The organism is Solidesulfovibrio fructosivorans JJ], assembly GCF_000179555.1.
Classification (GTDB): domain Bacteria; phylum Desulfobacterota; class Desulfovibrionia; order Desulfovibrionales; family Desulfovibrionaceae; genus Solidesulfovibrio; species Solidesulfovibrio fructosivorans.
In genome coordinates this window covers 122,192-149,114 of the sequence record NZ_AECZ01000006.1, presented here as the reverse complement: position 1 = coordinate 149,114, position 26,923 = coordinate 122,192, and the positions used below count along the sequence as shown (strand labels likewise).

Genomic DNA, 26,923 nt, shown 5'->3' with positions numbered 1-26,923 from the left:
TGCCTGTAACGAGAAAAGTCGGGAAAGAAAAGAAGTTGCGTTATATTTTGGCGGGAAGCGCCGCGTCCAGGTCCGCCGCGAAGCGGGCTTCCAGGGAGGCGAGGCTTTCCGTGCGGTCGGACTGGCCGGCCAGGGTGCAAAGCCGTGCGAGAAGGGGGTAGTCCCGGACCAGACCGGCCGGAGGCGGGGCGTCGTTCCCGTCCAGGGCCCGGGCCACGTCGGCCAGGGTCACGTCTTGCGGCCGGGCCAGGGGCACGAAGGTGCGGCCGTTGGTCCCGTCGGCCGCGACCGCGAGCCCGGATGCGGCCATGGCCTGCCACAGTCCGGCCACGCTCGGCTCGGGCAGGCCCAGCAGTGTCGCCTGGCGGGTGATGTCCGGGAGCAGCCGGCGTCTGGCGGCGGCGCGCGCGGCCAGCAGAAGCAGGAAAAGGGCCAGGGCGTGGCGGTGGGACTGGACCAGGCCGTCGGCCCGGGACTGGCGCAAAAAAACGCCGTAGCGTTGGGCGGTGTGGCTGATCTGGGCTCCGAGCAGCACGATGGCCCAGCTGATGTAGAGCCACAGCAGGAGCAGGGGGATCTGGGCGAAGCTGCCGTAGATGGCGTTGTAGCCGGCGGCTCCGAACTGGAATTTGATGTAGGCCCACTGCACGAGTTGCCACAGCGTGCCGGCGCAAAACGCTCCGATCAGGGCGCATCGCGGTTTGACCCTGGTGTTGGGCAAAAACTGGTAGAGCACGAAAAAAACCGTCCAGACGATGAGCACCGGGGCCACGGACAACACAATGCGCTCGACGTCCTGGACCAGGGAAAATTCCAGCAGCCGGCGGGTGAGGCTTGCGTCCTGGACCGCGGCCATGGCGCTTACGGCGGCGAAAAGCAGCGGCGGGCAGATGATGATCAACAGCAGATAGCTGGTGAAGCGGGTGACGAAGCCGCGCTTGACGCCGATGTCCCAGGCGGCGTTTATCGCGCCCTCGATGGTGGACACCAGGGACACGGCCGTGACCAGCAACAGCACCGTACCGATGGCTCCGAGGGTCTTGACGTTGGTGTTCTGGATGTAGAGCTGGATCTGCTCCACCACTTCCGCGCGGCCGGCGGTGATGCGCATAAGCAGGTCGTGGACCTGGGGCGAGTCGTAGAAGCCGAGCCCCTTGGCCACGGAAAAGGCCACGGCCAGAAACGGCACGATGGACAGCACCGTGGTGTAGGACAGCGCGGCGGCGAGGCTTAGGCCATGGTTTTTGAGAAACAAATGCAGAACATGAAAAAACGGTCCCAGCCAGGGAGGCAGGGGACTCTGCTCCGGCAGGCGGCCCGATGTGAAAGCCTTGCCGATGGCGGCCGCCAGGGAGGCGGCGCGATGGGAAGCGTCGGAACCGGCCACGGCGACGTTGTGCCGGCCGCCGCGACCCGGAGCGCCTCCGGGTCGCGGGCGCGGCGGAAGCGGCGCTTAGGCGATGCCGTAGCCGCTGATGTGCTTCATGTAGTCGTCGACTTCCTTGGCCAGGTGGTCGAACAGCTTGCTGACGCCCTTGTCCGGCTCGGCGCCGATCTTGCTGAAAATGTTGCCGGCCTTGGCATAGGCTTCCTCGAAATGGCTCTCGTCGAGGCCGCACAAATCCTTGGCTTCCTCCCGGGTCAGGTAGCCCGTATGGGCGAAGTAGGCGCAGACGACGGCGTTGACTTTCTTGACGTGCTCGGTCTTGGTGGACATGCGGGACTCCTTTGATGGGATCGTGGTCGACAGCGGTTTTGCTAAAGCATTTTCCCGGTGCTCGGCAAGCCTTGAGCGGAAAAAACATGGCCGCGCGGATTGTTGTCTGTCGCGCTCAGGTAGTGCCGTGACGGTCGGCCAGCGGTTTGATGTCGATGACCGGGGTGCCGTCGACGGCTTCCAGGGCTTCGACGGTGATCTTTGCGTCGTCGATGGCGGCGATGCGTACCTTGTGCAGTCCGATGGGATTGGGCCGGTCCGGCGAGCGGGTGGAAAAAACGCCGGTCAGGGGACGGGTCTTGTCCCGGCGGGGATGGACCTGCTGGCAGGACCGGTTGGCCAGATGGAACCAGGTGAAAACCAGAATTTCCTGCCCGACCTCGAGGGATTCGGCCGCGGCGCGATAGGCGGGGTCCAGGACCAGTTCGGCCGGGGGGGCGTTTTCGGTTTCGAAGCGCGGGGCCGTGGCCGGGTCGGTGAGCACCGAGCGCACCGTGCCGAGCACGCGAAGGGTCAGGTCCATGGGGAACGCTCCTTTAAGGTTTGTCGGCGAAGCGGACGGAACCGAGATAGATGCCGCCAAGGGCTAGTACCACCCCGCATAGTTCCACCGGACCGGTGGCTTTGTCAAAAAAGAGCACGTCCCAGAGATAGGACAGCGTGGGCTGGAGCAGCAGGATGAGTCCGGCCAGGGCGGGGCGCACGCCGGCCAAGCCGCTGGAAATGGCCAGCCAGCCCAGGCATTGGGCCAGGATGCCAAGCGCGACCAGGGACAGGATTGCTTGCGGCCCTGGCAGGGCGAAACTCTCGCCCGTTGCGCCAACGACCGCGACGAGCAGCCCCGCCCCGAGAAAGGACAGCACCGCCATGGTCGCCATGGGGCCGGCCCGGCCCTGGTCGGTGACGGCTTTTTTGAGGGTCAGGATAAAGAGCGCGTAAAAAACCGCCGCCGCCAGACCGTAGCCCACGCCCAGGCGGAAATCGTGCGTTTGGGCGGCGAAATTCCTGCCGACCACAAGGTAGAGTCCGAAAAGGGCTAGCCCCATGGACGCCAGAAACCCTGGCCGGGGCAGACGCCGGCCGGTCACGGCGGCCACGGCCGTCAGGGCGAACACCTGGAAGTTGGCCACCAGCGTGGCCAGCCCCGGTCCCACCCGGGCGATGCTGGCATGCCAGCACAACAGGTCGCACACGAAAAAAACGGCGCAGCCGGCCGCCGGCCAGGACATCGCCCGGCGAAAGGCCGGAAGGTTTTTCGTCGCGGCCAGAAGCGACACGAGCGCCAACCCGCCGATGAGCAGCCGGTAAAACGCGGACACCGAGGTGGCCACCCCGGCCAGCTTGACGAACACGGCGGCGAAACTGATGCACGTCGCTCCGAATAACAAAAGTCCCATGATCTATCCGAAATGATCGAAGCCGTTCATGGCGAACGGCGCGCCGTTGAGCGTATACCCCGGTTTGCCGCCGACCATGCCGATGGGGTGCGCCCCGGGCAGGGCGGCGCGCACCGCCTTCCAGCCCTCGGGCGTGGCGCTGGCCACAAGCGCGTAATCCTCGCCGCCGAAAATCGCCTCTTTCTCCGGTTGCCGGCCATGCCCGGCGGCGTAGGCCGTGACTTCGGGATGGAGCAGGCCCGGCGGCAGGAAAAGATCCGCCCCCATTCCTTGGGGCAGCAAGCGCGGCAGGTCCCGGGCCAGGCCGTCGGAGACGTCCATGCAGGCCGTGATCCCGGGGATATCGGCCAGGATTACCCCTTCGTCCACCCGGGGAATCGGGCGCAGATGGGCGGCCACGGCGGCCGGAAAGCGTTCCCTGGCGCCGATGCCTTCTTTTTCCAACAGCGCCAGCCCCACCCGGGCCAGGCCGATCGCGCCGACGATGAACAAAATATCCCCCGGCTTGGCCGTGCTCCGGGTCAGAAAACGGCCCGACGGCCCGGCCTCCCCCCAGATGGTCACAGTCAGCCCGGTCTTGTCGCCCCGGCTCAAATCGCCGCCCACCAGCGGCAACCCGTATGCCTCCGCCAGCTCCGCCATGCCCGCCAGGACCCCGTTCCAAAAATCCCGGTCGGCGTCGCCGGGGCTCACAAGACCCAGGACGAAGCCCAACGGCCGCGCGCCCATGGCGGCCACGTCGCTTATATTGACGGCCAGCGCCTTGTACCCGATATCACCAGGCGAAAAGTACGAGCGCCGGAAATGCACATCCTCCAAAAAAAGATCCGTGGTGACGCACATCCGGTCGGGACAAGCAATTACGGCCGCGTCATCGCCGCGCGAAAGCGCCACCGACTCCCCGCCACGCGGGAAATGCCGGTCGACCAAAGCCAGGAAATCATCCTCGGAGCGTATATGCGGCATGGTGTGGTGGGTGGGGAAGGGGAAGGAGGAACCGGGGGAGGGGACCCCTTTTTGAAAAAAAGGGGTCCCCTCCCCCGGACCCCCACCCTCCCGAAAAACTTTAAAAGGGTGAAGTGGCAAGGGCCGCGACAGCCGGAGCCAAGAAATATCGACCGATTTCGTTTAAATTGGAAGCTCTTTTAGAAGGGGGCAGGAAGAGGCCTTCTTATTTCGCCCCGAAGGGGCGACGGCGTGGTGGGGACGGCATTTGCCCGGGACGCGCTTGTTGCGAAGCGACATGCACCGTCCCGGCAAATGCCGTCCCCATCTTCCAGCATCGCCTGACCGCGGCAAGCCAAGCTTTCCGCCCGACCAGAGCCGAGAAGGGGGGACCGGGGGGCGCCCCCGCCCCTCGGCGGGGTGCAGGGGCAGCGCCCCTGCCGGGTCCAGGGCAGAGCCCTGGTCTATGGGCGGCTCGACTACGCCAGTTCGCCGAACGTCGCGGCGTAGCGGGCGCGGAAGGCGTCCCAGGTGAAATGGTGTTCCTGGGTGCCGTGTTTTTCCACGGCGTAGGCGGCGGAGACTGATCCGATCTTGGCGGCGTCCACTGGGGATTTGCCCAGGCACAGGCCTTTGATGAATCCGGCCCGGAAGGCGTCGCCCGCGCCGGTCGGGTCCTGGACATCGGCGACGGGGCAGGGGGCGATGTTGTCTTCCCGCGCGCCCTGGCGGATGGTGGAGCCGTTTTCGCCGAGGGTGGTGATGACGGTCTTGGCCCGGCCGACGATTTCGGCCAGGGTGAGTTTGGTGGTGTTTTCGATCAGTTGCAGCTCGTAGTCGTTGCTGACGAGGTAGTCGGCGCCGGTGAGCATTTCGGTGAGCTGTTCGCCGGACAGGGCGGTGATGTTCTGGCCGGGGTCGACGATGACGGGGATGCCCTTGGCTTTGCAGATGCGGGGGTATTCCTGCATGTCGTCCAGGTTGCCGGGGGCGGCGATGGCGATGGTGTCGGCCGGGTCGCAGTCGGCAACGGGGTACTGGGCGCCGTATTTCATGGCCCCGGGGTTGAAGCCGGTGATCTGATTGTCGGAGCGGTCGGTGGTGATGTAGGCCCCGGCGGTGAACTCGCTGCCGATGCGGCGGATGCCTTGCAGGGAGAGGCCGCAGTGGCGCAGCCAGGCTTCGTAGGCGGCGAAGTCCTTGCCGGCGGCGGCCACGATGGTCGGCTCCTCGCCGAGGAGTTTCAGGCAATAGGCGATGTTGCCGGCCGTGCCGCCGAATTTTTCCTCCAGCCCGTCGACCAGGAAGCAGACGTTGAGGATATGGATCTTGTCGGGCAGGATATGTTCGGCGAAGCTGCCGGGAAAGCTCATGATGCGGTCATAGGCCAGGGAGCCCGAAACGAGGATGCGCATGGGCGGGGTTCTCCTTTATGCGATTGGGGCGGTTTCGTCGTCGATCCAGTGCAGAAAATCCGGCAGCCCGGAGACGATGGGCACGACCACCGCGCAGGGGACTTCGTAGTCGTGCAACTCCTTGACCCGGGCGGTGAGGGCGTCGGCCAGATCGGACCGGGTCTTGGCGATGAGCACGGTTTCCTCGGCGGTTTCGATGGCGCCCTTCCAATGGTAGATCGAGCGCATGCCGGGCAGGATGTTGGCGCAGGCGGCGAGGCGCTCGGTGACCAGGGCGCGGCCGATGGATTCGGCGGCCTCGGGCGACGGGGCGGTGATGTAGACCATTACGGCGGACATGGCGTTCTCCAGGCCGGCTGGCGGTGTTACGACATTCGGATTGATGCCTTACACGAGGGGCCAGGCGTTTGCAAAGGCGGGGGCTTGGCCGGCGGAATCGGGGATGCGGCATTGGCGGGAGGACGAAGCGTGCGCACGGGAACGGGGCGGGGGACGGCATGAAGCGGCGGGAACTTTTTTTGGCCATGCATCAGGCCATGTTGGAGGCGCTCGGCCCCAGCGGCTGGTGGCCGGCGGATTCGGCCTTCGAGATGGCGGTTGGCGCGATTTTGACCCAGAACACCAATTGGGCCAACGTGGCGCGCGCCATCGACAATCTGAAGGCCGCGGGCCGGTTTTCGGCCGAGGCGCTTTACGCCCTGCCGGTGGAAGAGCTGGCGGAGCTGATACGGCCGGCGGGGTATTTCCGGGTCAAGGCGGCCCGGCTGCGAAACCTTCTGGCACTTATCGTGCATGAACTTGGCGGCGACATCACGGCCCTGGCCGACGGCGGTCTCGACGCGGCCCGGGAGCGGCTGCTCGCGGTCAAGGGCGTGGGGCCGGAGACGGCGGACAGCATCCTGCTTTACGGTCTTTCGCTGCCGAGCTTCGTGGTGGACGCCTACACGGCGCGGATCTGCAACCGGCACGCCCTGGCCCCGGAAGACGCGGGGTACGAGGAATTGCGGGAGCTTTTCATGGACGCCCTGCCCGAGGATACGGCTTTGTACAATGAATTCCACGCCCTGCTCGTGCGCGTGGGCAACGGCTGGTGCCGGCCGCGCGCGCCGCGTTGCGACAGTTGTCCATTGGGGCCGTTTCTGCCATGAAGTGGCCCATCCTAGTGGTTGCTGTCGTCACTTTTTTGACGACGGCGGGAGGGGCCGTGGCCCGGGAGCCGGCCCGGTCCCATGCCGGCCGGCAGGATGCGGCCCGGGAGACCGTCTCCCGACGTCAGGCCGCGCTTCTGGCCGCGCTGTGGCCCGGCCGGGTGGCCGTTTTGTCCGGGGAGCCCGGAGCCGTCGGGGATTGGGCCGAGGCCGACCGCCTTTATGTATGGATGCGGGCGCTGGTGCGGGGTGCCGGGCTGCCCGGCGTGGACGGTGTCCCGGTCGCCTTGCCGCCGGAACTCCTCGCGCCGCCGAGGACGTCCGCAACGTTGCCCCCGGCGCGCGCCGCGAATGCGACTTTGGCCGATGCGCCGGTGAAAGCGGAGGACGTCCCGGATGTCTTCGCGCCGCCGGCGGAAGGTTTTTCCTGGCCGGCGACAGGCCCCGTGGCCGCCGCCTTCGCTCCGGCGGACAATCCGCCGCGCCAGGGGCTCGTGCTGGCCGTGCCCGAAGGCACGCCGGTGACCGCCGCCGCCGCCGGGCGGGTGGTCTTCACCGGAGCGCTTATGGGCCTTGGTCGGGTGTTGATTCTCTCCCACGGCGGGCGCCGCCACACCGTGTACGCCTGTTTGGGGCGTCTCGACGCGGCCGAGGGGGATTTGCTCGAGGGCGGAGCCGTTCTCGGGCAGGCGGGATATTGCGGTCCCATCCGCAAGCCCGGCGTCTATTTCGAATTGCGTTTTCGTGAAAAAGCTCTTAATCCGGCGGAGTGGTTCGCCGTGAGGCGATAAGGGCTTTTCGGACGAGAGAGAGGGAAACGGCCGCGCGGGAAGTAAGTGTCGCGGCCTGTCATGTTTCGTGGAGGAAGGTATGCGTCTTTTGACCAAGGTGTCCTGTTCCCTGATCGTCTGCTTGGTTATCGGCTCCGTTGCCCTGGCCGCCAAGAACGACGAAGACCGCTTCGCCCCGCTCAAGCGCTTCAGCCAGGTCATGGACCTGGTGGAGAACCATTATGTCAAGCCCGTCACCCGCAACGAACTCATCGACGGGGCCATCGTTGGCATGCTCCAACAGCTCGATCCGCACTCCAGCTTTCTGTCCAAGGAAGAGTTCAAGGAGATGCAGGTCAGCACCTCGGGCGAATTCGGCGGCATCGGCATCGAGATCAGCATGGAGAACGGCCGGCTGACCGTCATCTCGCCCATCGACGATACCCCGGCCGAAAAAGCCGGCCTCAAGGCCGGCGACGTGATCCTGGAAATCGAGGGCCAGCCCACCCAGGACATGACGCTGATCGACGCGGTGCAGAAGATTCGCGGCCCCAAAGGCAAGCCCGTGTCCCTGACCGTCATCCACAAGGACCAGCAAAAGCCTTTCAAAGTGAAGGTGGTGCGCGACACCATCCCGATCATCAGCGTGAAAAGCAATGAAGTGGAGCCCGGTTACCTCTATATCCGCCTGACCCGCTTCAACGAAAACACCACGGCCGAACTCAACCAGGCCCTGGCCGACTACAGGAAGGGCGGCAAGCAGCTCAAGGGCGTCATCCTCGACCTGCGCAACAACCCCGGCGGGCTGCTCGAACAGGCCGTCAACGTCGCGGACGTCTTCCTGCCCTCGGGCCAGATCGTGTCCATCAAGGGCAAGAACCCGGATCAGGAAAAGGTGTTCAGCGCCAAGGGCGACGGCGCCGACCTCGCCTCGCCGCTCGTCGTGCTCATCAACTCCGGCTCGGCCTCGGCCTCGGAAATCGTGGCCGGCGCGCTCAAGGATCACAAAAGGGCCCTGCTCGTGGGCGAAAAGAGCTTCGGCAAGGGCTCGGTGCAGACCGTCATTCCGCTCTCCGACGGCTCGGGCATCAAGCTGACCACGGCCCTGTACTACACGCCCAACGGCCGTTCCATACAGGCCGAGGGCATCGAACCCGACTTCATGGTGCCGCTCCAGGACAACGGCGCGGACGGCGACAAACTGGCCGCCAACCACCAGTTTCGGGAACGCGATTTGTCCCGCCACCTGGTGAACAAGCGTAAGAAAAAGTCCGAATCCGACGATCCCAAGCAGAAGCTGCTCGATCAGCTCGCCCGGGACAATCAGCTCAAGCTCGCTTTGGAATTGGTGAAGTATTTCCCGATCAAGACCTACAAGCCCTAGTACGCGCAAGCGGAAATCGGCTTCCATGAAACCCGCCAAGGGGCCGGGGAAGTCTCCGGCGCGCGCCAAGGCCGGGGGGAAACGCAAGGTCGTTCTCCCCGGCCGGCCTTATATTGCGGTCATCGCCGGACTGGTGCTGGCCATCTCCCTTGGTGTGCTGGCCATGCTCCTTTTCGGACCGTTCCCGCCGCTGCCGCTCGACCATGTCGTCCGAAACGCCAAGGCCGGACATGTCCGCCAGCCGGTCGCCGCCACCGTAAAGCCGCGCCATCCGTCCAAACCGCCCCATGAGGCCCGGGCCGTGGCCCATGACGCCCAGCCCGCCGCGCTGCCCTTCGAGGAACATTTGCCCAGCACGGAAACGCCTCCCAACGGTTCGCAAGTACGGATCAAGGTCGAGCCGGCCGCACCCGCCGCGCCCCCGTCGCCGCCGGCAGCCGAACCCGCGACGCAATCCCCGCAGCCGGCCGAGGATACCGCCAAAGGGCCGCGTATGGTGGTGGTCATCGACGACATCGGCGACAATCCGGTCATGGCCAGAAGACTCATGGAACTGCCGTTCCCTGTGACCCTGGCCATCCTGCCCAACCGGCCCCATACCCGTTCCCTGGCCGCCGAGATCGCCGCCCACGGCAATGAAACCATCCTGCACCAGCCCATGCAGCCGATCTCCTACCCCCGGGTCAATCCCGGCCCGGGAGCGCTTTTCACCGACATGGACACCCGGCGCATCCAGACCACCCTGTCCGAAAACATCGCCCAACTGCCGCATATCGTCGGCATCAACAACCATATGGGCTCGGCCTTCACCAGCGATCAGGCCGGCATGGACGCCGTCATGCCGGTGCTCAAGGCGCACGGCCTCTTTTTCATGGACTCCGTCACCTCGCCCGCCAGCGCCGCCGCCGAAGCCGCCCGCAAGGCCGGCGTGCACTACTACCGCCGGGCCGTTTTTCTCGACAACGTCCGCAACGTCCGCACCATCCTCGGCCAACTCAAAACCGCTGAACGCCACGCCCTCAAACACGGCCGCGCCATCGCCATCGGCCACCCCTACAACGAAACCTACGAAGCCTTGCTCCTCTGGGCCAAGGAACGCGATCCCCACGTCAGCCTCGTCACCCTGACCGAACTCGGCCCCGAGTTCTAGGCTCGGCATGGTGTGGGATGAGCCTCCGGCGGCCAGGGAGGCTCCGCCTCCCCTGGACCCCACCGCCGGGGGACTTGATGTCCCCCGGACCCCCTTTTACCGGGTTGGGATGGTGGGTGGTGGATGCGTTGGGGAGAGGCGGGGTGCCGTATGTTTGTTGCCGCAATCGGCCCGGCGGCACGAGGCGCTTTGCGCCTCGACGCCGGACGCGATTGCGGCAACAACCGCGCCAGCGGCGAAGCGCCGCATTTCAAGAAAAATATGGGAAGGTTATTCTAAAGTTGTCGCCCCGAAGGGGCGACCGGCGTGGTGGAGGCGGCATTTGCTTGGGACGAGCCTGCCGCGAAGCGGCGGCAGCGTCCCGACAAATGCCGCCTTCATCTTCATCCAGCCCGGCTTCCCGCCAGCCAATGCCATCCCCGCCCAGCCAAAGCCGAGAAGGGGGGCCCAGGGGGCCCGTGGCCCCTCGGCGGGGTGCAGGGGCAGAGCCCCTGCCTGACCTACCTGCCTGCCTGCCTAGTCGTCGCGCAACGATTCCGCCGCCTGTTGGCGGTCGTCGGGCGGCGCGGGCGGGGGCGCGGTGCGGGGGTATTCGCGGCCGAAGAGTTTTCGGTAGAGTTTGCGGCCTTCTTCGAAGCCGGGGCTGCTCTCCAGGGCTTTTTCGACGCACTCCTTGGCGTCCTCGGTATTGCCCATGAAGTAGTAGGCCTTGGACATGTTGAAGTGGATATTCTCGTCGTCCGGGGTGAGGGAGAGGGCTTGCTTGTAGGCGTGCAGGGCGCCGGCGAGGTCGCCGCTTTTGCGCAGCTTGACGCCGAGGGAGTTGAAGGGGTTGGGGGTATTGGGGTCGTATTTGAGGATCTCGATGAAGAGTTCCTTGGTTTGTTCCATGTGGTTGAACTGGGCGTGGATTTCAGCCGCCTTTTGCAGGTAGCGCTTGAATTCGTCCAGCTCTCCCTTCCCCTTGTAGGCGTCGGCCAGGCCCTTGTAGGCTTCGGCGAACAGGTCGTTGATCTTGATGGCTTTCTTGAAGGCGATGATGGCCTGGCCGTATTTTTGGCGCACCAGGCAGCGGCAGCCCATGTCGTAGTATTTCTGGGCCATGTTCTGTTCGGTGATGATTTCCTCGAAGGCTTCGATGGCGTCGTCGAAGTTGCCCATGGCCACCATTTCGCGGGCGTCTTCGATCTGCTGGCGTTCGATTTCGGTGACGCGTTCGACCTGGCAGCCGCGCAGCACGTGTTTGCGGAAGGTTTCCTCGGAGTAGGGGCGCAGGATGTAGCCGGCGCAGCCCACGGCGATGGCGTCGAGGACCTTGTCGCGCTGGCTCTCGGAGGTGACCATGACGATGGGCACGTCCTTGAGGCGCAGGTCGCGGCGGCTGGCGCGGAGAAACTGGGTGCCGTCCATGTCTTCGAGCTGGCTGTCGAGGAGCACGACGTCGGCGCGGTTGGCGGCGAGGAAGGCCAGGGCTTTTTCGCCGGAGGCGAATTGTTCCACGCGCCGGGGGCGAAAGGGGGCCAGGGAGCGCCGGTCGCGTCGGACGTTTTCCTCGTTGCCGCTGACGATGACGACGGTATCGAAGAGGATCGGGGAGAAGTCCATGGCGCCTCCGGTCGTCAGTGGCTGATCGTTTCGCTCGGGGCGAACCGGTCGTGGTAGCGTGTCTTGAAGGCGGTAAGCTCGGGCTGGTCTGGCAGCGCGTCGAAAAGGCCGGCAACGAGGCCGCGGGTGAAGAATTCGCGCCGGGTCCGGGCGAAATTCATGTCGTTGATCCAGCTTAGAAGCAGCAGGGCGAAGTCGTTGGTGGAGCCCATGGCGTAATAGTTTCCTATGCGGCCGGCTGCGATGTCTTCGAGGAAGACGGGATTGTAGACGTCGGGGATGTCGGGCAGCCCCAGAAACACCACGGCGTCTTTTTCCTTCGGGTCCTGAAAATGTTCGAGCATGACCCGGACGATATCGAGCTTGTCGGCATCGCGCACGATGCGGGCCAGGGTCAGGGCGTCGGGATCTCGGCCCGAGGCGACGCGCGCCGGAAGAGCCCGTTTATTGTGGCAGATGATGGCCGTGCGCACAAGGGCTCGGGCTGTTTTATCCAGCGCGGCCAGGGCGTTTTCGCGGGCCAGGGCGACGGTGCCGAGGATGGCGTGGTTGGCGCTGTCGGCGTCGCGGAAGGTATGGTAGCGCCGGTATTGGGGAAAACGGCCGGTGTCGTGCAAAAGACCTGTGATGACGGCCAGTTCGCGCAGCCGTCCGGGCAATTCCAGTTCTTCGGCCTGGGCCTTGGCCTCGTCCATGACGAGGAGGCTATGGACGCGTTTGAGATCCAGGTGGGCGTCGTGGACGGGCGTTCCCAGGCGATGGGCGTCGACAAAGGCTTCGAACCAAGCGCGAATGGCCGCGATCATTGTTCGCGCCGATCCTTGTCCTGGTTGGCGGGGTCTTCCGGATCCGGTTCATCGAATTCCTTGTCGCGCAGGGGGCCGCCGGGGCCGAACAGGTAACGCAGCAGCCAGGCCATGCCGCCGAGGATGACCAGGATGAAGAGCCCCTTGAGGACGACGGAAAAAAAGCCTTCCTCGATGCCGGGACCGAAGGGCCAGGTCTTGTGCCAGCTCGGTTCCACCTTGCTGGCGGCCTGGATTGCCAAGGCGTTCAAAAAAAACATGCGGTTGCTCCGTGGCGCCGATTGCGCATCGCCAGCGGCTTACGCGGGATCGGGCCATGTTGCAAGACGCCCCGGCAAAGGGACGGGTGCGACGTCGTCCGGCGGCGGGAAGCGCGGGATTTCACGGCCGCCGCATTGCCTTTCTCGTATTTTGCGCTTACAAAAGATCACTAGGCGAATTCGCGGCATTATGGCCGTGTAATCCTCCCGGCATGTTTTCGCGGGCGGTATGGTCGAGGAGGCGGCGATGCGAGTGTTGGTAGTCGAGGACGACTTTACGAGTCGTAAAATCCTCCAGAAGATTCTCGGCCCCTATGGCGAGGTCGACATCGCGGTCAACGGGCTCGAAGCCGTCGAGGCCTTCAGCCAGTCTCTCGATGACGACAATCGTTACGACCTGATCTGCATGGACATCATGATGCCGGAGATGGACGGGCAGGCGGCGCTCAAGACCATTCGCGCCATCGAGCGGGAGCGGGGCATCACCCCGGCCCAGGAAGCCAAGGTCATCATGACCACGGCTCTGGACGATCCCAAGAACGTGGTGGAAGCCTACTACAAGGGCGGGGCCACCTCCTACGTTCCCAAGCCCATCGACAAACACATGCTCCTGCATCTGCTCAAGAACCTCGGCGTGATCGAATAGCGGCGGGCCGCCCTTTCCGGCTGGCGGACGCTTCCCTTTCCTTTCCATTTTTGCCTTCGGGGCGATGGGGATCGTGCACCCGGCGCGGCGATCTATCGATTCGTTGCCTGCGTCGTTGCCGGTGGTTGCGGCTAGGCTCTGTCCGCTAAAGGCAAAACCCCGGCCCGCCAGAAGACGGACCGGGGTTTCGCCTTTGAGGGGCGGGGGGTGCTACACTTCCTTCTTGATCTTGGACCGGGTCATGGAAAGCCCGATGCCGTTGAAGATGTCGAAGATGGCGAAGCCGTACCAGACGGTGTAGAGGAGATAGAAGGCCAGCATCCCCGTGACGAGCGGCATCTTTTCGCCGACGTGCTCGGCCGGGATGCCGTAGAAGTTGTAGGCCGGCTCGATGGCCTTCTGGTTGACGGTGTTGATGACGCTGGCTTCATGGATCAGCTTTTGCTTTTGCAAGGGCTGGATCATGGCGCTAAGAATCGTATACCAGGCCTCCATGACCTTCTTTTCGTCCATGCCGTAGAAGTCCGCCACGGGCTTGCCTTCGTCCTTGTACATATAGTCCGAGTCGGTCAACACCTGCGACAGGATCTTGTGCAGGTTGCCCTTGATCTCATAGAGGTCGCCCTTGGCCTCGCCGGTCGCGCCGACCTTGGCCAGCAGGATATCGGCCGTCTTGGCAATATTGGGGTCCTTGAACTTGACGGTGACGTCAAGCTGCTTGTCCATGACCGTGGCGACTTCCGCCTTGACCTTGGGGATGAAGTACGAGGACCCCTTGGCCAGCTTGTTGAAGAGATCGTCGGAGAATTCCAGCCCGTTTCGACCCTGGCCGAATATGGGCAGGAAAATCACTATGAGAACGCCGATGAAGGAGGCCATCAGGAGAATACCTGTGGTCAGCTTTTTCTTGCTGGCGATCATATCTAGTTCACCTCCTGATGATGCAGATTGGCGAGGTTGGTGACGAACTTGCTGATGACCCAGACCATGAACACGGCCACCACGATCCAGAAGAGGATGTTGCCGACGAACTCGATATTGCCCACCACAGCCTTGGGCCAGTTGATGTAGCCCATTTCCGTGAACTTCTTCGGCAGCGCGGCGATACGGTTGATGAAGCCGGCCAGGATGGTGATGGCGTAAAAACCCCGGATCTGGATGCCCTTGACCACCTTGGTGGTCAGCGCGCCGACCTGGATGCCGAGAAGCGATCCGAGCAGCATGCCGACGGCCAGGGAATAGAACACGTAGCCGTAGATGGCGTACTGGGCGATGGAGCCGACGCCGGCGGTGAAGATGATCTGGAAAATGTCCGTGCCCACGGTGGTCATGGAGGAGACGCCGAAGACGTAGACGAACATGGGGAAGGTGACGAAGCCGCCGCCCATGCCCATCAGGGCGGACAGGATGCCGACGAGCAGGCCGCCCGAGGCCACGATCCAGCCGGAGATGCGCTTGCCGCCGGGCACGAAGTCCTCGTCGAAGGGGATCATGGGGGCGATGTTGAGGTTTTGCAGTTTCGCGCCGATGCTGGTGACGCCAGTGGCCCCGCCGTGGCTGTCGGTGCTGGTGGCCGCCGACGTCTTGCGGCTGGCCCGGATGAAGTCCGTCATGGCGTAGATGCCCAGGAAGCCGAGTATCAGGACGTAAATGATGCTGATGAAGGTATCGGAAAGGAGCGGGTCCTTGTTGTAGAACCATTTGTTGATGGCGCCGCCGACGAAGGTGCCGGAGATCGAGCCGACCAGAAAGGCGATGGCCAGTTTGACCGAGACGTTGCCAAGCTTTTTATGGACCGTGGTGCCCATGATGGCCTTGGCGAAGATGTGGAAGAGGTCGGTGCCGACGGCCAGGATGCCCTTGACGCCGACGGACATGAGCGCCGGGGTGATGATGAAGCCGCCGCCCGCGCCGATGCAGCCGGTGATGAGCCCGGCGGCCAAGCCCACGGCGATGGAGGCCAGAAAGATCGTCGAGGTGTAAAAAGCCGGGGCGTAGGCGTGCTTGCCGCCGAGATAGCCGCCGGCCTCGGCAAAGGAAACCGCGATGATGGGCAGTAACAGGATGGCGAGAATGAGCAGTTTTTTACGATTCTTGATGATGGATGTGGAGACTTCCATATCCCATTGGGCATGAGCGACCGATGCTGCCTTGAGGAACTCAAAGACCTGCCTGCCGAATCCCATTCCTACTTCCTCCGTTTTGAAAGTCCGTGTTCGCGCGCCTTCCGTCGCGCGATACCCCAACCCCGCGACGTGTGCTTCGCTTGTTCCCTAGCCTGCCTTGCCGGGATCGTCCGATCCGGCCCGGGTGGCGAGCACCTCGCGTACGGCGTGCTTGAGGCGCTCGAAATCCCCTTCCTTGCGCACCCGCACCACGCCGTCCTCGTCGCCTTCCTGGCCGGCGAAGACGTGCAGCACCACGGGGAGTTTCGGAAAGAGGCGGGTCAGGCGCGGCACGAGGCTTTCACCGTCGGTGTCGCCGATCTCGGCGTCGAGCACGAGCAGGTCCGCCCGCTCCGGCTCCCGCAGTCGCGCCAGGACTTCGGCGCCGGAGCCCGCCGTAGTGACGGCGTAGCCCTCGCGGCCGAATTCCCGGCGCAGCAGTTCCCGGATGTTGGCGTTTCTCTCGGCTATGACGAGCGAGGCCTGGCAACGTTTCACCGCGTGCTCCCTGACAAGGTTTCGTCGAGGAATCGCAACTCCCGTGCCAAGGCCGGAGATATTGTGTTGAGAAATAATTACTTGAAATAAATGTATCTTTTGAGAAATGCCGACAGGGCCCGCAAGCGTTTCGACGCCCGGGCTGTCAGCAATTTTTACGGCCTGTAAAAGGGAACGGAATCAGGAGCGGCTGTCGCGCACGCGGGATTCGATGCGCAGGCCGTACTTCTCGATCTTGGCGATGAGCGTCGGCCGGGACAGGCCAAGCAGCTTCGACGCCTGGGTGCGGTTGCCGCCCGTGGCCTCGAGGGCCTCGCGGATGACGAGCTGGCCGAAGTGGTCCATGAGCTCCTCGAACAGGCTCTCCCGGCCGGAACCGAGCTGGCGGCGGACGAAATCCGCCAGGGCGTCGCCGGTGGTCAGGGCGGCGAGGTCGCCGTTTCGCAGCGGCTCGCCCGTGGCCTTTTGGACTTCGTCCGGGCCAAGCGGCGCGCCCCGGTTGAAGATGAACGCCTTTTTGACCGTGTTGCCGAGTTCGCGCACGTTGCCCGGCCAGGGATTGGCCGTGAAAAGGGCCATGGCCGCCTCGGACACGCCGGGGTCGGGCTGGCTCATTTCCCGGCCGTAGCGGGCCATGAAATAGCGCACGAGCAGCGGGATGTCGCTCGGGCGTTCGCGAAGCGGCGGCAGGGTGAGGCTGACGACCTTGAGCCTGTAGTAGAGGTCCTCGCGGAATTGCCCCCGGCGCACGGCCTCTTCCAGGTCGCGGTTGGTGGCGGCGATGATGCGCACGTCCACCGGGATGACCTGCCGTCCGCCGAGGCGCTCCACGTTTTGCTCCTGGAGCAGGCGCAGGATCTTGGCCTGGATGGGCAGCGGCATGTCGCCGATCTCGTCCAGGAAGACCGTGCCGTGGTTGGCCTGTTCGATCTTGCCGACCTTGCGGCCGGTGGCTCCGGTGAAGGCGCCTTTTTCGTAGCCGAAGAGTTCGGATTCCAGAAGGGTTTCGGGGATGGCCACACAGTTGATGACCAGGAAGGGTTTGTCGGCCCGCAGCGAGTGCTGGTAGACGGCCCGGGCCACGAGCTCCTTGCCGGTGCCGGATTCGCCGCGGATCAGCACCGTGGCGTCGGTGGGCGCGGCGCGGCCGATGGCCTTGTAGAGTTCCTGCATGGCCGGGCTGCGGCCGATGATGGCGTCGGCGGCCAGGGCCTGCTCGCCTTCCTCGCCAACGGCCACGCGGCTGCGCATGGACCGGCCGGCGGCGATGGCCTTGTCGATGAGCTTTAGAATGTCCGGGATGTCGAAGGGCTTGAGGATGTAGTCGAAGGCCCCCATTTTGGTGGCTTCGATGGCGATGTCCGTGGTGCCGTAGGCGGTCATGATGATGACCGGGAGCCGGGGCTCGATTTCGCGCATGGCGGCGTAGGCCTCGAGCCCGGAGATGCCGGGCATGCGCACGTCCATGATCACGACGTCGGGCGCCTCCTCGCGCACGGCCGCGATGCCGGCCTCTCCCGACGAGGCGGTGCGCACCTCGAAGCCTTCGGCGGCCAGCAGCCGCTCGAAGCTCATCCGCAACTGGTGGTCGTCGTCGACGATCAGGATCTGTGCCACTCGCGCTCCCCTTCGTACGGAAAAACCATGGTGAAGGTCGTTCCCTTTCCTTCCGGGGACTGGACCGTGATCCAGCCGCCGTGTTCCTCGACGATGCGTTTGACGATGGGCAGCCCCAGTCCCGACCCTTCGCCCTTGGTGGTGAAAAACGGCTGGAAGATGTTCTCGACGAGCGCCTGCGGGACGCCCGGCCCGCTGTCCGACACGCGCACGGCCAGGATGCGGCCGTGGGGATCGAGCACGCCCACTTCCTCGCGGATGAGGATCTCGCCGCCCTCGATCATGGCCTCGCAGGCGTTGAGCACGAGGTTGACGAGGGCTTCCTTGAGCTGGTCGGGATCGGCGTTGATCGGGGGCAGGGGGCGTACCCGGTCCACGGTGACGGTGACGTTGTAGGATTCCAGGCGGTGCTTGAGCAGGGTCAGCGTCGTATCGACCACGTCGGAGAGGCTCACGGGCTGGGCGGTGAGCTTGGGCGGCCGGGCGAATTCCAGAAAATTGCGCACGATGGTGTCGATATGCCCGATCTCCTCGGCGATGACCTCGAAATCCTCCTTCTGGGTCGGGTCGAGCTTGAGGCCGCGCTCCAGGGAGAAAAGCCGCATTTTGACCGAGGTGAGCGGATTGCGGATGGTGTGGGCCACGCCGGCGGCGAGGCGTCCGGCCATGGCCAGCTTTTCGGACTGCATGAGGTGGCCCCGGCTTTGCTCCAAATCCAGGTGGGCCTGGTCCACGTCCCTTTCCATGTCGCGGAATTTCTGGCCGATGGCCTTGACCTCGTCGGACAGGCCGGCGGTCGCTTCCTGGCCCCGTTCGCCCCGGGCCAGCCGGCGGATGGGGTCGAGGATCTGGCCGATCAGGACGTAGGCCAGGAAGAGGCCCAGGCCGACGTTTATGACCACGCCGATGACGGCCACGCCCATGACCATGTCGGTGCGCTCCAGGTAGAGGCGGCCGGTGCGGCGCATGCGGTTGCGGAAAAAGTCCTTGAACCGGTCGCACAGGTCGCGCAGGCCGTCGAACTCGTCGCGCACCTCCCAGTGCTGGTCCTTGGCCGCCTCGATGCGCCCTTGCTGATAGAGGTCGATGACGTTGTCCTTGGCGTCGGTGTATTTTTTGTAGGCCCGCGTGATGGCGTCGAGGAGCTCCGTCGCTTCGGGCGCGTCCACCTGCTGGCGGATGCGCTCGAGCCACAGGCTGAAGGTGCGCCGGCTCTCGTCGAGCTTGCCGAGCCAGGAGGCGTCGTGGCTCAAATAATAATAGGTGGCGTAGCCCTTCTGGTTGAGCAGGGCGTTTTCCAGCTCGTGGGCGGCGGTCAGGGCGGTGAGGTCCTTGTCGGCCGTGGCCGTGTAGAGGTCCCGGGCCATGGCCGCGTACCAGATCATGATGACCGGGCCGGTCATGTTGACCGCAAGCAGGCTGCCGAGCAGCAGATAGACCCGGGCGCGCAGGCCCAGGCGGGCGAGCGCGGCGAGCCCGAAGGCGGTTTTGGCGGCGGTCATGGCAAGCCTTCACTCCTGCGGCGGGCGGCCTGGCCCGATGCGAAACGTGCGCCCCGGCGGGATGCCGGGGCGCAGGGGCGCGCCGTGCGCGTCGCGTCGTCGACGGTTCGGTTGTAACCGGGGCGGGGCGGGGGGGCAACGCTTTCCGCCGGGGGGGCGGCGGCAAAGGACAATAACGGCCGGGGGATGCCGCGAGGTTTCCCGCCCCGGGCGCGCCAGGGGCGGGCATACGGCCGCACGCGGGAAAGCGTGCATGCGCCCTATGCCCGCCGCAACGGCGATGTTTTACGCGGCCAGGGCGCGTGGACCGGTCGTTTCGGCCCGGTCGCCGCGCAGCCTGGTGATGAGCCCCTTGAGCTCGTCGGCCATGGCGGCCAGGGAACGGGCGGCTTTGGCCGTGGCCTCGACGCCGGCCACGTTGTCGTCGGCCACCTGGTTGATCTCGGTGATGGCCCGGCTGATCTGCTCCGAGGCTGCGGACTGCTCCTCGGCCGCGGTGGCGATGGCCTGGACCTGGCCGCTGGTGGCGTCGGCATGACCCACGATGGCGAGGATGGCCTCGCCCGAGCGCCCGGCCAGGGCATTGGCGTCGGCCACGGCGGAAACGGCCTGGTCCATGCTTTTGATGTTGCGCCCGGCGGCGTCCTGGATGGCCCGGATGCGCGATTCGACTTCCTTGGTCGCCACCATGGTCTTCTCGGCGAGCTTGCGGACCTCGTCGGCCACGACCGCGAAGCCGCGACCGGCTTCGCCGGCCCTTGCCGCTTCGATGGCGGCGTTTAAGGCCAGCAGGTTGGTCTGGTCGGCGATGTCGTTGATCACGCCGACGACCTCGCCGATGGACTGGGCTTCCTGGCCGAGGCTCCCCATGTCGGCCTTCAGTTCAATGGCGATGTCGTTGACCGTGGCCATGGATTTCCCGGCCTGCTTGACCACGTCCGCGCCCGTGGTGGCGTTGTCGCGGGCCTGCTCGGCGGTCTGGGCGGCCGAACCGGCGTTTCCGGCGATTTCCAGGATGGTGGCGTTCATCTGGGCGATGGCCGTGGCGGTCTCGTCCACGCGGCGACGTTGCAATTCCACGCCGGAAGCGGACTGCTCGGTCTGGGCCGAGAGGTCCTGGGCGGCATTCGAGAGGCGGCGCGAGATGTTGGCCGCTTCGTCGGCCACGCCCTGCATCCGGTCGAGCGTTGACGCCAGCTCCTCTTCCTTGCGCTTGGTTTCGAGCATGGCCTCCTCGGCGGCCCGGGCCTGCCGGCTGGCTTCGGCCTGCTCTTCGGCCACCTGGCGCATCTTCTCCTTGAGGTTGGCCACCATGGCGGTGATGTCGTCGCGTAGCGCCGCGCATTCCCGCTCGAAGCGGCCCCTGGGCCGGGCCTCCAGATCGCCGGATGCCACCTGCCTGGAATAGGCCCCGAGCGACGAAAGCGAACCGGTGATGCCCCGGATGATCCACAGGATCACGAACAGGACGACAACCCCGAGCATGCTCTGGACGGCCAGCATGGCCCAATCCACGGTGGTCTGGACTTCGCTTCTGCGCGTGGCGTAGAAGTGCTCGATCTTTTCGAAATGGGGCATGAGGTCCCGGCCGTTTTGCACCATGGCGGCGGCGATCTTCTTGGCCTTGGCGCTGGCCGCGACATATTCCTTGAAACTGCGCTGGTAGGTGTCGATGACGGTGGCGAAGTTCTTTTTCTGCTCCGGGGTCAGGTCCGGGTTGGCGGCGACCAGGCCCCCGAGCTCCTTGACCGAAGCGTCCACCTTGTCCACATAGGTTTCCTCGTCGCGCAGCTGCCAGTTCTTTTCATGGCGGCGGATGGTGAGCAGCACGATCTGGAAATCCTTGTCCGTCACCGGCTTGAACTTCGTGTCCAGGTCCCTGGCGGCGTAGACGAAATTGCGCATCAAACCCTGGTGTTCGTTAAAGCCCTTGACGCGCTCGATGGCGACGAGGTCCTCAAAGCCCTTGCGGTAAGCGGCCAGTTCCGTCAACGCTCCCCGGACCTCCTGCGCCAGGGCCGCGTCCTGGCCGGAAAGGAGCGTGATGTCCTCCTTGACCTTGTCGGCATGGGCCAGGGCCGGCGCGACGCGCTGCGGGTCCAGGTGCAGCAGGAAGTTTTTTTCTTCCCGCCGGGCCTGCAGCAGTTCGGTATAGGCATTCGCCGCCAGTCCCATGAGATGGCGGTATTTGGCCGTGTAATGCTTGCCAATCCGATCCGCGGCGACCGAGCAGATAAAACCCAGCGCGCACACGCCGATCAACAGGTACAGCTTCCGCCGGATACCCATAGTTCCCCCCTCCAGCCCCCACTCTTTCCGGGGCCGTAGCGCACATCCTTTTACACATACGCATTATGCCATATTGTTGCAAAAGTCATGAAAGCCCCTGTGACGCCATGAGCTCGTGATTTCTATCACGCAAAGGACATGCCAATCCACACGGCCTGAATGGTCATGCATTTCATATCGTCCCATTTTGTCCCGTCGGGACCGGAAGGGGGGGGCTGTCAGGTTTTTTTACGGAACGTCAAGTCTTGCGCATTGACTTGCCCGGGGGGCTTTGACAAAAAAACAGTATGGAGAAGCATTCCCCTCTTTTATTACCCGTCCGAAGTTTGCGGCGTTTGTGCCGCCATGCCGCCCTGGCCGGGGCCGCTTGCCTCGGCGTCGTCGCCGCCCCCGGCGCGGCCCTGGCCGATCCGTTGACCGGAGGCGTGCTTGGCAGCGTCCTGCGCGGCGACGAGTTCACCGGGCCTCGCGTCCTCGACCTGGTCGTGGTCGGTTTGGTCATCTTTCTGGTCTTGCGCCTGTTGCTCGGGCGCTCGCGACGTTCCGGCCAGGATCAATCGCGCCCCTACGACCGGTCCGGCCCCACCGAACCCTACGACGGCACGCCGCCCCCGGCCCCGCCGCGCCCCAAACGCGACATGTACACCAATGCCCAGGCCACCTGGGATGCCCTGCGCTCGACGCCGTCCTCGAAAACAGCCTCGCAGTCCGCCGGGCAGCCGTCGGCCGGCGCGACGCCGGACGAGGAATTCCTGGCCGGGGCCAAAATGGCCTACGGACGCATCCTCGCCGATATCGCCAAGCGCGATTTCGACGATCTGGCCGGCTTCACCACGCCCGACTTTTTGGCCAATCTCAAAAACAGCCTGCCCCTCTCGCCGCCGCCCGCGCCGGATGTCCTGCTCGTCGAGGCGACCCTGGCCGAGCACCGCGAACAGGGTTCCCAAACCGTCATGGTCGTGGACTACAAGGTGCTCATCCACGAAAAAGACGCGCCCCACAACACCGACCGCTTCGACCGCTGGCGTTTCGTCCGCGACAACGCCACCCCGGGCGCCAACTGGCTGCTCGACGCCATGGAGCAACGCTAGCGAGGCGCTTACGCCGTTGCGCCGCTGGGGCTCTGCCCCAGACCCCGCCGGGAGGCCATGGGCCCCCCGGACCCCCCGTCCGGTGTGCGTCGGTCGGGTGGAGGCGGGGCCGGTTGCCGGAAAGGCGGTTGGGTGAAGATGGCGGCGGAATTTGTCGGGACGGTGCATGTCGCTTCGCGACAAGCTCGTCCCAGGCAAATTCCGCCGCCACCACGCCGTCGCCCCTGCGGGGCGAATGGATAAGGAAGAAGACTCTCGGAAGCCTTGCAAGAGGCAATTTTTCGTTTTCGCCCCCTTTGAAAGTTTTTGGGGAGGGTGGGGGTCCGGGGGAGGGAACCCTTTTTTGCAAAAAAGGGTTCCCTCCCCCGGTTCCTTCTCCTCCTCTCCCCATAAAAAAAACCCGGTCGCCTCGTGAGAGGCGGCCGGGCTTTTGGCTGGCGCGATAACGCTGCTAGTCGGTCACGATCATGACGCTGGTGGCCTTGACCATGGCGTTGACCTTGGCGCCGGCCTTGAGGCCCATGGCCTCGGCGGATTCCTTGGTGATCACGGAGACGATTTCGACGCCGGGGGCGGCTTCGATGACGACTTCGGCGGCGACCATGCCGATGGAAACGCTTTTGACGGTGCCGGGGATCAGATTGCGGGCGCTAACCTTCATGGTATTGCTCCTTGAATTATATGGTGGTTGTGAATGGCGAAATTAGTCGGTCACGATCATGACGCTGGTGGCCTTGACCATGGCGCTGACCTTGGAACCGGCCTTGAGGCCCATGGCTTCGGCGGACTCCTTGGTGATCACGGAGACGATCTCGACGCCGGGAGCGGCTTCGATGACGACCTCGGCGGCGACCTTGCCGATGGAAACGCTCTTGACGGTGCCGGGGATCAGATTGCGGGCGCTGACTTTCATGGGTGCTCTCCTTGCGGTTTATGGTGTTGCGGGGAGGGGAGGATGCCGTACGCCTTCCTGCCGAAAAACCGTGTCCTCGTGGGAAAAGAGATAAGGCATTTTTAACTCACACGCAAATTATTTTTTTCGTGTAAGTACTGTTATTTTTAACACTAAATAAATCGATAAGTTAAACTTATTGAAACACGAAAACAATAAAAGCGTGACAGTGTGGAGAAAAAAGACACTTGCCGATTTTATGGCGAAATCTCAGGTTGTTGGCAAGATCTTTTGGGGATAGCCATCATGGCGGATTGTTACGAGAAAGTATCACTAAAGCCTGCGCTATGGCCCGGACGGGCTTGGCGGCGACGGTGCGGAGAGGGCGAACGGGGAAGGGTGGCGACCGTTTCCGGCCGCATCCGTGAAGATGCGGCCGGAAACGGGAGTGGGCTTCTTGCCGTCAGGCAAAAGCGGGCGTGTTATTTATTCCAGTCCAGCCGCACCACCACGGTCGGGTCGAGCACCTGGAAGGTGAAGGATTCGAGGAAGAAGAGCGCAACCTTTTCCGTGTCGTGGGACGAATAGCCGATGGCGATGTCGCCGCCGAGGGTCATCTCCAGGTCGCCGCCCCGGGTCGAGAGCAGGTAGGCTTCCTCGATGAAGGGGCTCACGATGACTTCGCCGCCGAGCATGGTCTCGAGGTACTGGGACAGCGGATAGCCGCGCACGTGGCCGGACAGGGCCACCCACACCTCGGGGCCGACCACCAGGGAGTAGGGGCCTTCCACCGAGGTCTTGCGCAGGGCGGTAAGCCCCTTGGAGACGGCCTCGGCGACGTCCTCGGGATTGCCGCCCACGCTCATGCGCGACTGGCTGGAGACTTCGGACAGGCCCTTGATGCCGGCCGGGGCGAAACCGTGGTAGAGGGCTTCTTCCTCAAACCGGGCCAGTTTTTCCGCCGCCTCGTCGAGGCCGGCCAGGTCGATGTCCTTGCCGCCCCGAGCCGCGTTGTCGATTTCGGCGATGTCCAGGGTAAACGGCACCTTGACTTCCACCAGCGGTTTGACCTGGTGCAGGCCGTAGGTGATGCCGGAGACGGACTGCGGATGGCTGTAGTCGATGCGGCCGAGCGGCACGGCGGCGTATTCCCAGCCGAGCGGACCGGCCACGTCCACCACCCGGCGGGCGGAAAGCATGCTGGTCAGCGTCTGGCGGGCGCGGGTGTCCACGGCGGTCCAGGCGGCTGCTGTGATGGGGGCGAGATCGCGTTTCAAGATATCCATGACGTACTCCCGTAATGGCGCTTAACGGTTTCCTTTCAAGCTGCCGATGCCGAGGGACCCGCCGGAGGCCGGCTTGCCGGCGGGCGCGCCTTCGCCGCCCTCGCCGCCGGTGGCGGCGTCTTCCAGGGCGGTGACGTCGCCGGTGGTGAAGAAGTAGGTGCGCATGTTCTCGTCCCAGACCGGCATGTTGCGGCGCAGCCATTCCAGGCCCATGACGGCGTGTTCGATCTCCTCGTCGCGATTATGGGCCATGATGGCCTTGATCTGGGGATCGGTGGCGACGACCACGCGCTGATGGTACCAGTTGATGGCTTCGATCTCTTCCTTGACGCTGTTGAGCGCCCGGACGAAGTCCCGGTCCTGGGGCGAGAGTTCGGCAACGGGCTCGTGATACTGATCCATATGTTTCCTCCGTATGACCCGTTCGAAACGGTCGAACGTGGTAATTGTCAACAGTATGCCACAGGCGCGATGGATTGCAACGCCTTGGCCTGAAAAAAGGAAATGTCCGGGAATGGAGCGGATCAGAGCAGGATCAGATCTTTGAGCGTATTGGCGTCGCCTGGACGCGGCGGATAGAGCGCGGCCAGGGCTTTGGCCAGATCGCCGATGACGGCGGTCAGCGCCTCGCGGGGGCGTCCCTGCCGGATGCCCGCGGAAAGCGCGGCCGCCCCCGCCTCGAGGGTTTGGGAATCTATCCGGCCGGCGAGGCCCGAGTCGGGCAGCACGAAGACCAGCCGTTCGAAAACGGAAATGTAGATGAGCAGGGCATTGCGTTCCTGCGTCGCGCAAAGCCCCTGGGCGTAAAAGGCGGCCTGGGCCGCGACGAGCGTTTCGTGGCGGGCGCGCGGCTTGGAGACGAAAAGCCGCTTGAGCGAGGGCAGGCGTTTGGCGAGATGGAATCCGGCCAGGGCGAACAGGCCGAAATAGAGCAGGAAAAGCCACATGCCGCGCGTGCCGAAAACGAGCGCGCACAGCACGCCGCCCACAAGGCCCACGGCCAGCCCGCAGGCCAGTTCGGCCTTGGGGTAGGAATCGCTGGCCCCGACCACCATGGGCACGATCTCGGCCGAGGTCGTTGTCTCGGCCGCGCGCACTGCGGCCACCACTTTTTTCCGGTCGTCAGCGGACAAAAAAGCATTTACCAGATGGCGCATCAAAGCCTCCTACCAGCTTCCCGAGGAGCCGCCGCCGCCAAAACCGCCGCCGCCCCCGGAGAATCCGCCGCCGCCTCCACTTCCAAAGCCGCCGCCCCCGCCGCCGATAAAAAATCCGCCGCCGCCGCCCCGGCCGGAGCTGAACAGAAACGGCCCGATCAGCCCGAGCGCGATGCCGCCCACGCACAGCAAGGCCAGCATGCCGATTCCCAGGCCGAAAAGCGCGCCCGCGCCCGGCAGGGCCAGGCCGAATATTCCGGCCCGGACCGGGGCCGGAAGCCCCGAGAGCACGGCCGTCAGGATGATGGCCAAAATGAAGAGCCCGAAGACCGCGTTGTCGTCGCTCCCCTTGCCCTTATGGGAGGGCCCCCCCTTGTACTCGCCGCGCACGGCCTGCATGATGGCCGAAACGCCGTCCATTATGCCGGCGTCGAAGTTGCCGGCCTTGAATCGCGGCACAATGGCGTAGTCGATGATGCGACCGGACAGCGCGTCCGTGAGCCTGCCCTCCAGGCCGTAGCCCACCTCGATGCGCACCTTGCGGTCGCCCTTGGACACGAGCAGCAGCACGCCGTTGTCCTTGCCCTTTTGCCCGATGCCCCAGGCCTCGGCCACCTTGATGGAATACTCCTCCAAGGACTCGCCCTCGAGCGACGGAATGGTCAGCACCACCACCTGGGTCGAATCCGTGCGCTCGAAATCGGCCAGCTCGGCATCAAGCTTCGCCTTGGCCTGGGGCGAAAGCAACTTGGCGTAATCGTTCACCCGCCCGCTGAGCTTCGGCACCTCCAGCGCCATCGCCGTTGCGGCGAAGCAAAGGATGAGGAAGGCGCAGAGGAGCGGGATGATGCTGGCGGCGGCGGTGTGGCCTCCGGCGGCCAGGGGAGGCGCCGCCTCCCCTGGACCCCTCCGCGGGGGGGCCGAGGGCCCCCCGGCCCCCCCTGACGGGGGGCACGGGCGCGGGGCGCGGGCCGATGCGCCGGCGCATGCCGCTTCGCGGCAAGCCCGCCGCATGCGCTCCGCGCCTTCCCAGGGCAACACATTGGTTGGGCTACTTATGTCGGGCATGCGCCTCCCCATTTATAACACGCTGCGATTGTACAAATTACTATTGAAAGTTTTTGAAGGGGGTCCAGGGGGAAACTTTTTTCAAAAAGTTTCCCCCTGGCCGCCGGAGGCATTC

The 26,923-nt window shown here is 64.7% G+C and carries 28 protein-coding genes; 6 read left to right on the top strand and 22 right to left on the bottom strand.

Going from position 1 to position 26,923, the window contains the following annotated elements; genetic code table 11:
• Positions 1-40: 40 nt before the first annotated feature.
• From DESFRDRAFT_RS06170 to cutA, 7 genes are all read right to left on the bottom strand, one after another.
• A complete protein-coding gene (locus DESFRDRAFT_RS06170) occupies positions 41-1,387 on the bottom strand; it encodes a YihY/virulence factor BrkB family protein (RefSeq protein WP_005992195.1) in 1,347 nt (448 codons plus the stop codon).
• 66 nt (positions 1,388-1,453) lie between these two features.
• The gene (locus tag DESFRDRAFT_RS06165) at positions 1,454-1,717 is read right to left on the bottom strand and encodes a hypothetical protein (protein WP_005992194.1); all 264 of its coding nucleotides are present in this window, start codon (positions 1,715-1,717) and stop codon (positions 1,454-1,456) included.
• Between the two features lie 115 nt (positions 1,718-1,832).
• Complete coding sequence (gene tsaA, locus DESFRDRAFT_RS06160) at positions 1,833-2,240, bottom strand: tRNA (N6-threonylcarbamoyladenosine(37)-N6)-methyltransferase TrmO (RefSeq protein ID WP_005992193.1); 408 nt, start codon at positions 2,238-2,240, stop codon at positions 1,833-1,835.
• 13 nt (positions 2,241-2,253) lie between these two features.
• The gene (locus DESFRDRAFT_RS06155) at positions 2,254-3,114 is read right to left on the bottom strand and encodes a DMT family transporter (protein WP_005992192.1); all 861 of its coding nucleotides are present in this window, start codon (positions 3,112-3,114) and stop codon (positions 2,254-2,256) included.
• Positions 3,115-3,117: 3 nt separating this feature from the next.
• Positions 3,118-4,080: a thiamine-phosphate kinase gene (thiL, locus tag DESFRDRAFT_RS06150; RefSeq protein ID WP_005992191.1), complete on the bottom strand. Its 963-nt coding sequence runs from the start codon at positions 4,078-4,080 to the stop codon at positions 3,118-3,120.
• A 458-nt stretch (positions 4,081-4,538) separates the two neighbouring features.
• Positions 4,539-5,474: a carbohydrate kinase family protein gene (locus DESFRDRAFT_RS06145; RefSeq protein ID WP_005992190.1), complete on the bottom strand. Its 936-nt coding sequence runs from the start codon at positions 5,472-5,474 to the stop codon at positions 4,539-4,541.
• Between the two features lie 15 nt (positions 5,475-5,489).
• Complete coding sequence (gene cutA, locus DESFRDRAFT_RS06140) at positions 5,490-5,813, bottom strand: divalent-cation tolerance protein CutA (protein ID WP_005992189.1); 324 nt, start codon at positions 5,811-5,813, stop codon at positions 5,490-5,492.
• A 158-nt stretch (positions 5,814-5,971) separates the two neighbouring features.
• Between cutA and DESFRDRAFT_RS06135 the strand changes: the two genes are divergently transcribed.
• From DESFRDRAFT_RS06135 to DESFRDRAFT_RS06120, 4 genes are all read left to right on the top strand, one after another.
• Entirely contained in the window at positions 5,972-6,622 is a 651-nt protein-coding gene (locus tag DESFRDRAFT_RS06135) for an endonuclease III domain-containing protein (protein ID WP_005992187.1), read from the top strand.
• On the top strand, positions 6,619-7,413 hold the full coding sequence (locus tag DESFRDRAFT_RS06130; protein WP_043793995.1) for a murein hydrolase activator EnvC family protein: 795 nt from the start codon (positions 6,619-6,621) through the stop codon (positions 7,411-7,413). Before DESFRDRAFT_RS06135 ends, DESFRDRAFT_RS06130 begins: the two co-directional genes overlap by 4 nt.
• 79 nt (positions 7,414-7,492) lie before the next feature.
• Positions 7,493-8,776 carry a S41 family peptidase gene (locus tag DESFRDRAFT_RS06125; protein ID WP_005992183.1) on the top strand — a complete coding sequence of 428 codons (1,284 nt, stop codon included), beginning with the start codon at positions 7,493-7,495 and terminating at the stop codon, positions 8,774-8,776.
• Between the two features lie 25 nt (positions 8,777-8,801).
• Positions 8,802-9,926 carry a divergent polysaccharide deacetylase family protein gene (locus DESFRDRAFT_RS06120; protein ID WP_005992181.1) on the top strand — a complete coding sequence of 375 codons (1,125 nt, stop codon included), beginning with the start codon at positions 8,802-8,804 and terminating at the stop codon, positions 9,924-9,926.
• A gap of 516 nt (positions 9,927-10,442) precedes the next feature.
• Here the strand turns inward: DESFRDRAFT_RS06120 and DESFRDRAFT_RS06115 are convergent.
• Genes DESFRDRAFT_RS06115 through DESFRDRAFT_RS06105 form a run of 3 tightly spaced genes read right to left on the bottom strand, consistent with a single transcriptional unit; the run spans position 10,443 to position 12,597 of the window.
• A complete protein-coding gene (locus DESFRDRAFT_RS06115) occupies positions 10,443-11,531 on the bottom strand; it encodes a tetratricopeptide repeat protein (protein ID WP_005992177.1) in 1,089 nt (362 codons plus the stop codon).
• A gap of 14 nt (positions 11,532-11,545) precedes the next feature.
• The gene (locus tag DESFRDRAFT_RS06110; protein ID WP_005992174.1) at positions 11,546-12,337 is read right to left on the bottom strand and encodes an HD domain-containing protein; all 792 of its coding nucleotides are present in this window, start codon (positions 12,335-12,337) and stop codon (positions 11,546-11,548) included.
• Entirely contained in the window at positions 12,334-12,597 is a 264-nt protein-coding gene (locus DESFRDRAFT_RS06105) for a hypothetical protein (RefSeq protein WP_005992172.1), read from the bottom strand. The genes DESFRDRAFT_RS06110 and DESFRDRAFT_RS06105 overlap by 4 nt, the downstream gene beginning before the upstream one ends.
• 247 nt (positions 12,598-12,844) lie before the next feature.
• On the opposite strand from DESFRDRAFT_RS06105, the gene DESFRDRAFT_RS06100 reads away from it, so the two are divergent.
• Positions 12,845-13,243, top strand: coding sequence for a response regulator (locus DESFRDRAFT_RS06100; protein ID WP_005992170.1), 399 nt, complete (start codon positions 12,845-12,847; stop codon positions 13,241-13,243).
• A 210-nt stretch (positions 13,244-13,453) separates the two neighbouring features.
• Here the strand turns inward: DESFRDRAFT_RS06100 and DESFRDRAFT_RS06095 are convergent, their stop codons facing one another.
• The 6 genes from DESFRDRAFT_RS06095 to DESFRDRAFT_RS23090 all read right to left on the bottom strand — a co-directional run bounded on the left by DESFRDRAFT_RS06095 (position 13,454) and on the right by DESFRDRAFT_RS23090 (position 21,314).
• The gene (locus DESFRDRAFT_RS06095) at positions 13,454-14,164 is read right to left on the bottom strand and encodes a hypothetical protein (protein ID WP_005992169.1); all 711 of its coding nucleotides are present in this window, start codon (positions 14,162-14,164) and stop codon (positions 13,454-13,456) included.
• Positions 14,165-14,166: 2 nt separating this feature from the next.
• Complete coding sequence (locus tag DESFRDRAFT_RS06090; protein ID WP_005992167.1) at positions 14,167-15,429, bottom strand: sulfite exporter TauE/SafE family protein; 1,263 nt, start codon at positions 15,427-15,429, stop codon at positions 14,167-14,169.
• A gap of 87 nt (positions 15,430-15,516) precedes the next feature.
• Complete coding sequence (locus DESFRDRAFT_RS06085) at positions 15,517-15,906, bottom strand: response regulator (RefSeq protein WP_005992165.1); 390 nt, start codon at positions 15,904-15,906, stop codon at positions 15,517-15,519.
• A 180-nt stretch (positions 15,907-16,086) separates the two neighbouring features.
• Positions 16,087-17,523, bottom strand: a complete 1,437-nt coding sequence (locus DESFRDRAFT_RS06080) for a sigma-54-dependent transcriptional regulator (RefSeq protein ID WP_005992163.1) — start codon at positions 17,521-17,523, stop codon at positions 16,087-16,089.
• Positions 17,508-19,025: an ATP-binding protein gene (locus DESFRDRAFT_RS06075; protein WP_005992160.1), complete on the bottom strand. Its 1,518-nt coding sequence runs from the start codon at positions 19,023-19,025 to the stop codon at positions 17,508-17,510. Before DESFRDRAFT_RS06075 ends, DESFRDRAFT_RS06080 begins: the two co-directional genes overlap by 16 nt.
• A 285-nt stretch (positions 19,026-19,310) precedes the next feature.
• On the bottom strand, positions 19,311-21,314 hold the full coding sequence (locus DESFRDRAFT_RS23090; RefSeq protein WP_005992158.1) for a methyl-accepting chemotaxis protein: 2,004 nt from the start codon (positions 21,312-21,314) through the stop codon (positions 19,311-19,313).
• A 326-nt stretch (positions 21,315-21,640) separates the two neighbouring features.
• Here DESFRDRAFT_RS23090 and DESFRDRAFT_RS06065 point away from each other — a divergent pair, with 326 nt between their 5' ends.
• Positions 21,641-22,405 carry a Tim44 domain-containing protein gene (locus tag DESFRDRAFT_RS06065; protein ID WP_144004946.1) on the top strand — a complete coding sequence of 255 codons (765 nt, stop codon included), beginning with the start codon at positions 21,641-21,643 and terminating at the stop codon, positions 22,403-22,405.
• Between the two features lie 451 nt (positions 22,406-22,856).
• Here DESFRDRAFT_RS06065 and DESFRDRAFT_RS06060 read toward each other — a convergent pair whose 3' ends face one another.
• From DESFRDRAFT_RS06060 to DESFRDRAFT_RS06035, 6 genes are all read right to left on the bottom strand, one after another.
• Positions 22,857-23,066, bottom strand: a complete 210-nt coding sequence (locus DESFRDRAFT_RS06060) for a TOBE domain-containing protein (RefSeq protein ID WP_005992154.1) — start codon at positions 23,064-23,066, stop codon at positions 22,857-22,859.
• 42 nt (positions 23,067-23,108) lie between these two features.
• Entirely contained in the window at positions 23,109-23,318 is a 210-nt protein-coding gene (locus DESFRDRAFT_RS06055; RefSeq protein WP_005992153.1) for a TOBE domain-containing protein, read from the bottom strand.
• A gap of 461 nt (positions 23,319-23,779) precedes the next feature.
• Positions 23,780-24,583, bottom strand: coding sequence for a family 1 encapsulin nanocompartment shell protein (locus DESFRDRAFT_RS06050; protein ID WP_005992151.1), 804 nt, complete (start codon positions 24,581-24,583; stop codon positions 23,780-23,782).
• Positions 24,584-24,604: 21 nt separating this feature from the next.
• On the bottom strand, positions 24,605-24,985 hold the full coding sequence (locus DESFRDRAFT_RS06045; RefSeq protein WP_005992149.1) for an encapsulin-associated ferritin-like protein: 381 nt from the start codon (positions 24,983-24,985) through the stop codon (positions 24,605-24,607).
• 122 nt (positions 24,986-25,107) lie between these two features.
• Positions 25,108-25,740 (bottom strand): hypothetical protein, encoded by a 633-nt coding sequence (locus DESFRDRAFT_RS06040; RefSeq protein ID WP_005992147.1) that lies wholly within the window; start codon positions 25,738-25,740, stop codon positions 25,108-25,110.
• Between the two features lie 9 nt (positions 25,741-25,749).
• Positions 25,750-26,808 (bottom strand): TPM domain-containing protein, encoded by a 1,059-nt coding sequence (locus DESFRDRAFT_RS06035; RefSeq protein WP_005992145.1) that lies wholly within the window; start codon positions 26,806-26,808, stop codon positions 25,750-25,752.
• Positions 26,809-26,923: the final 115 nt, after the last annotated feature.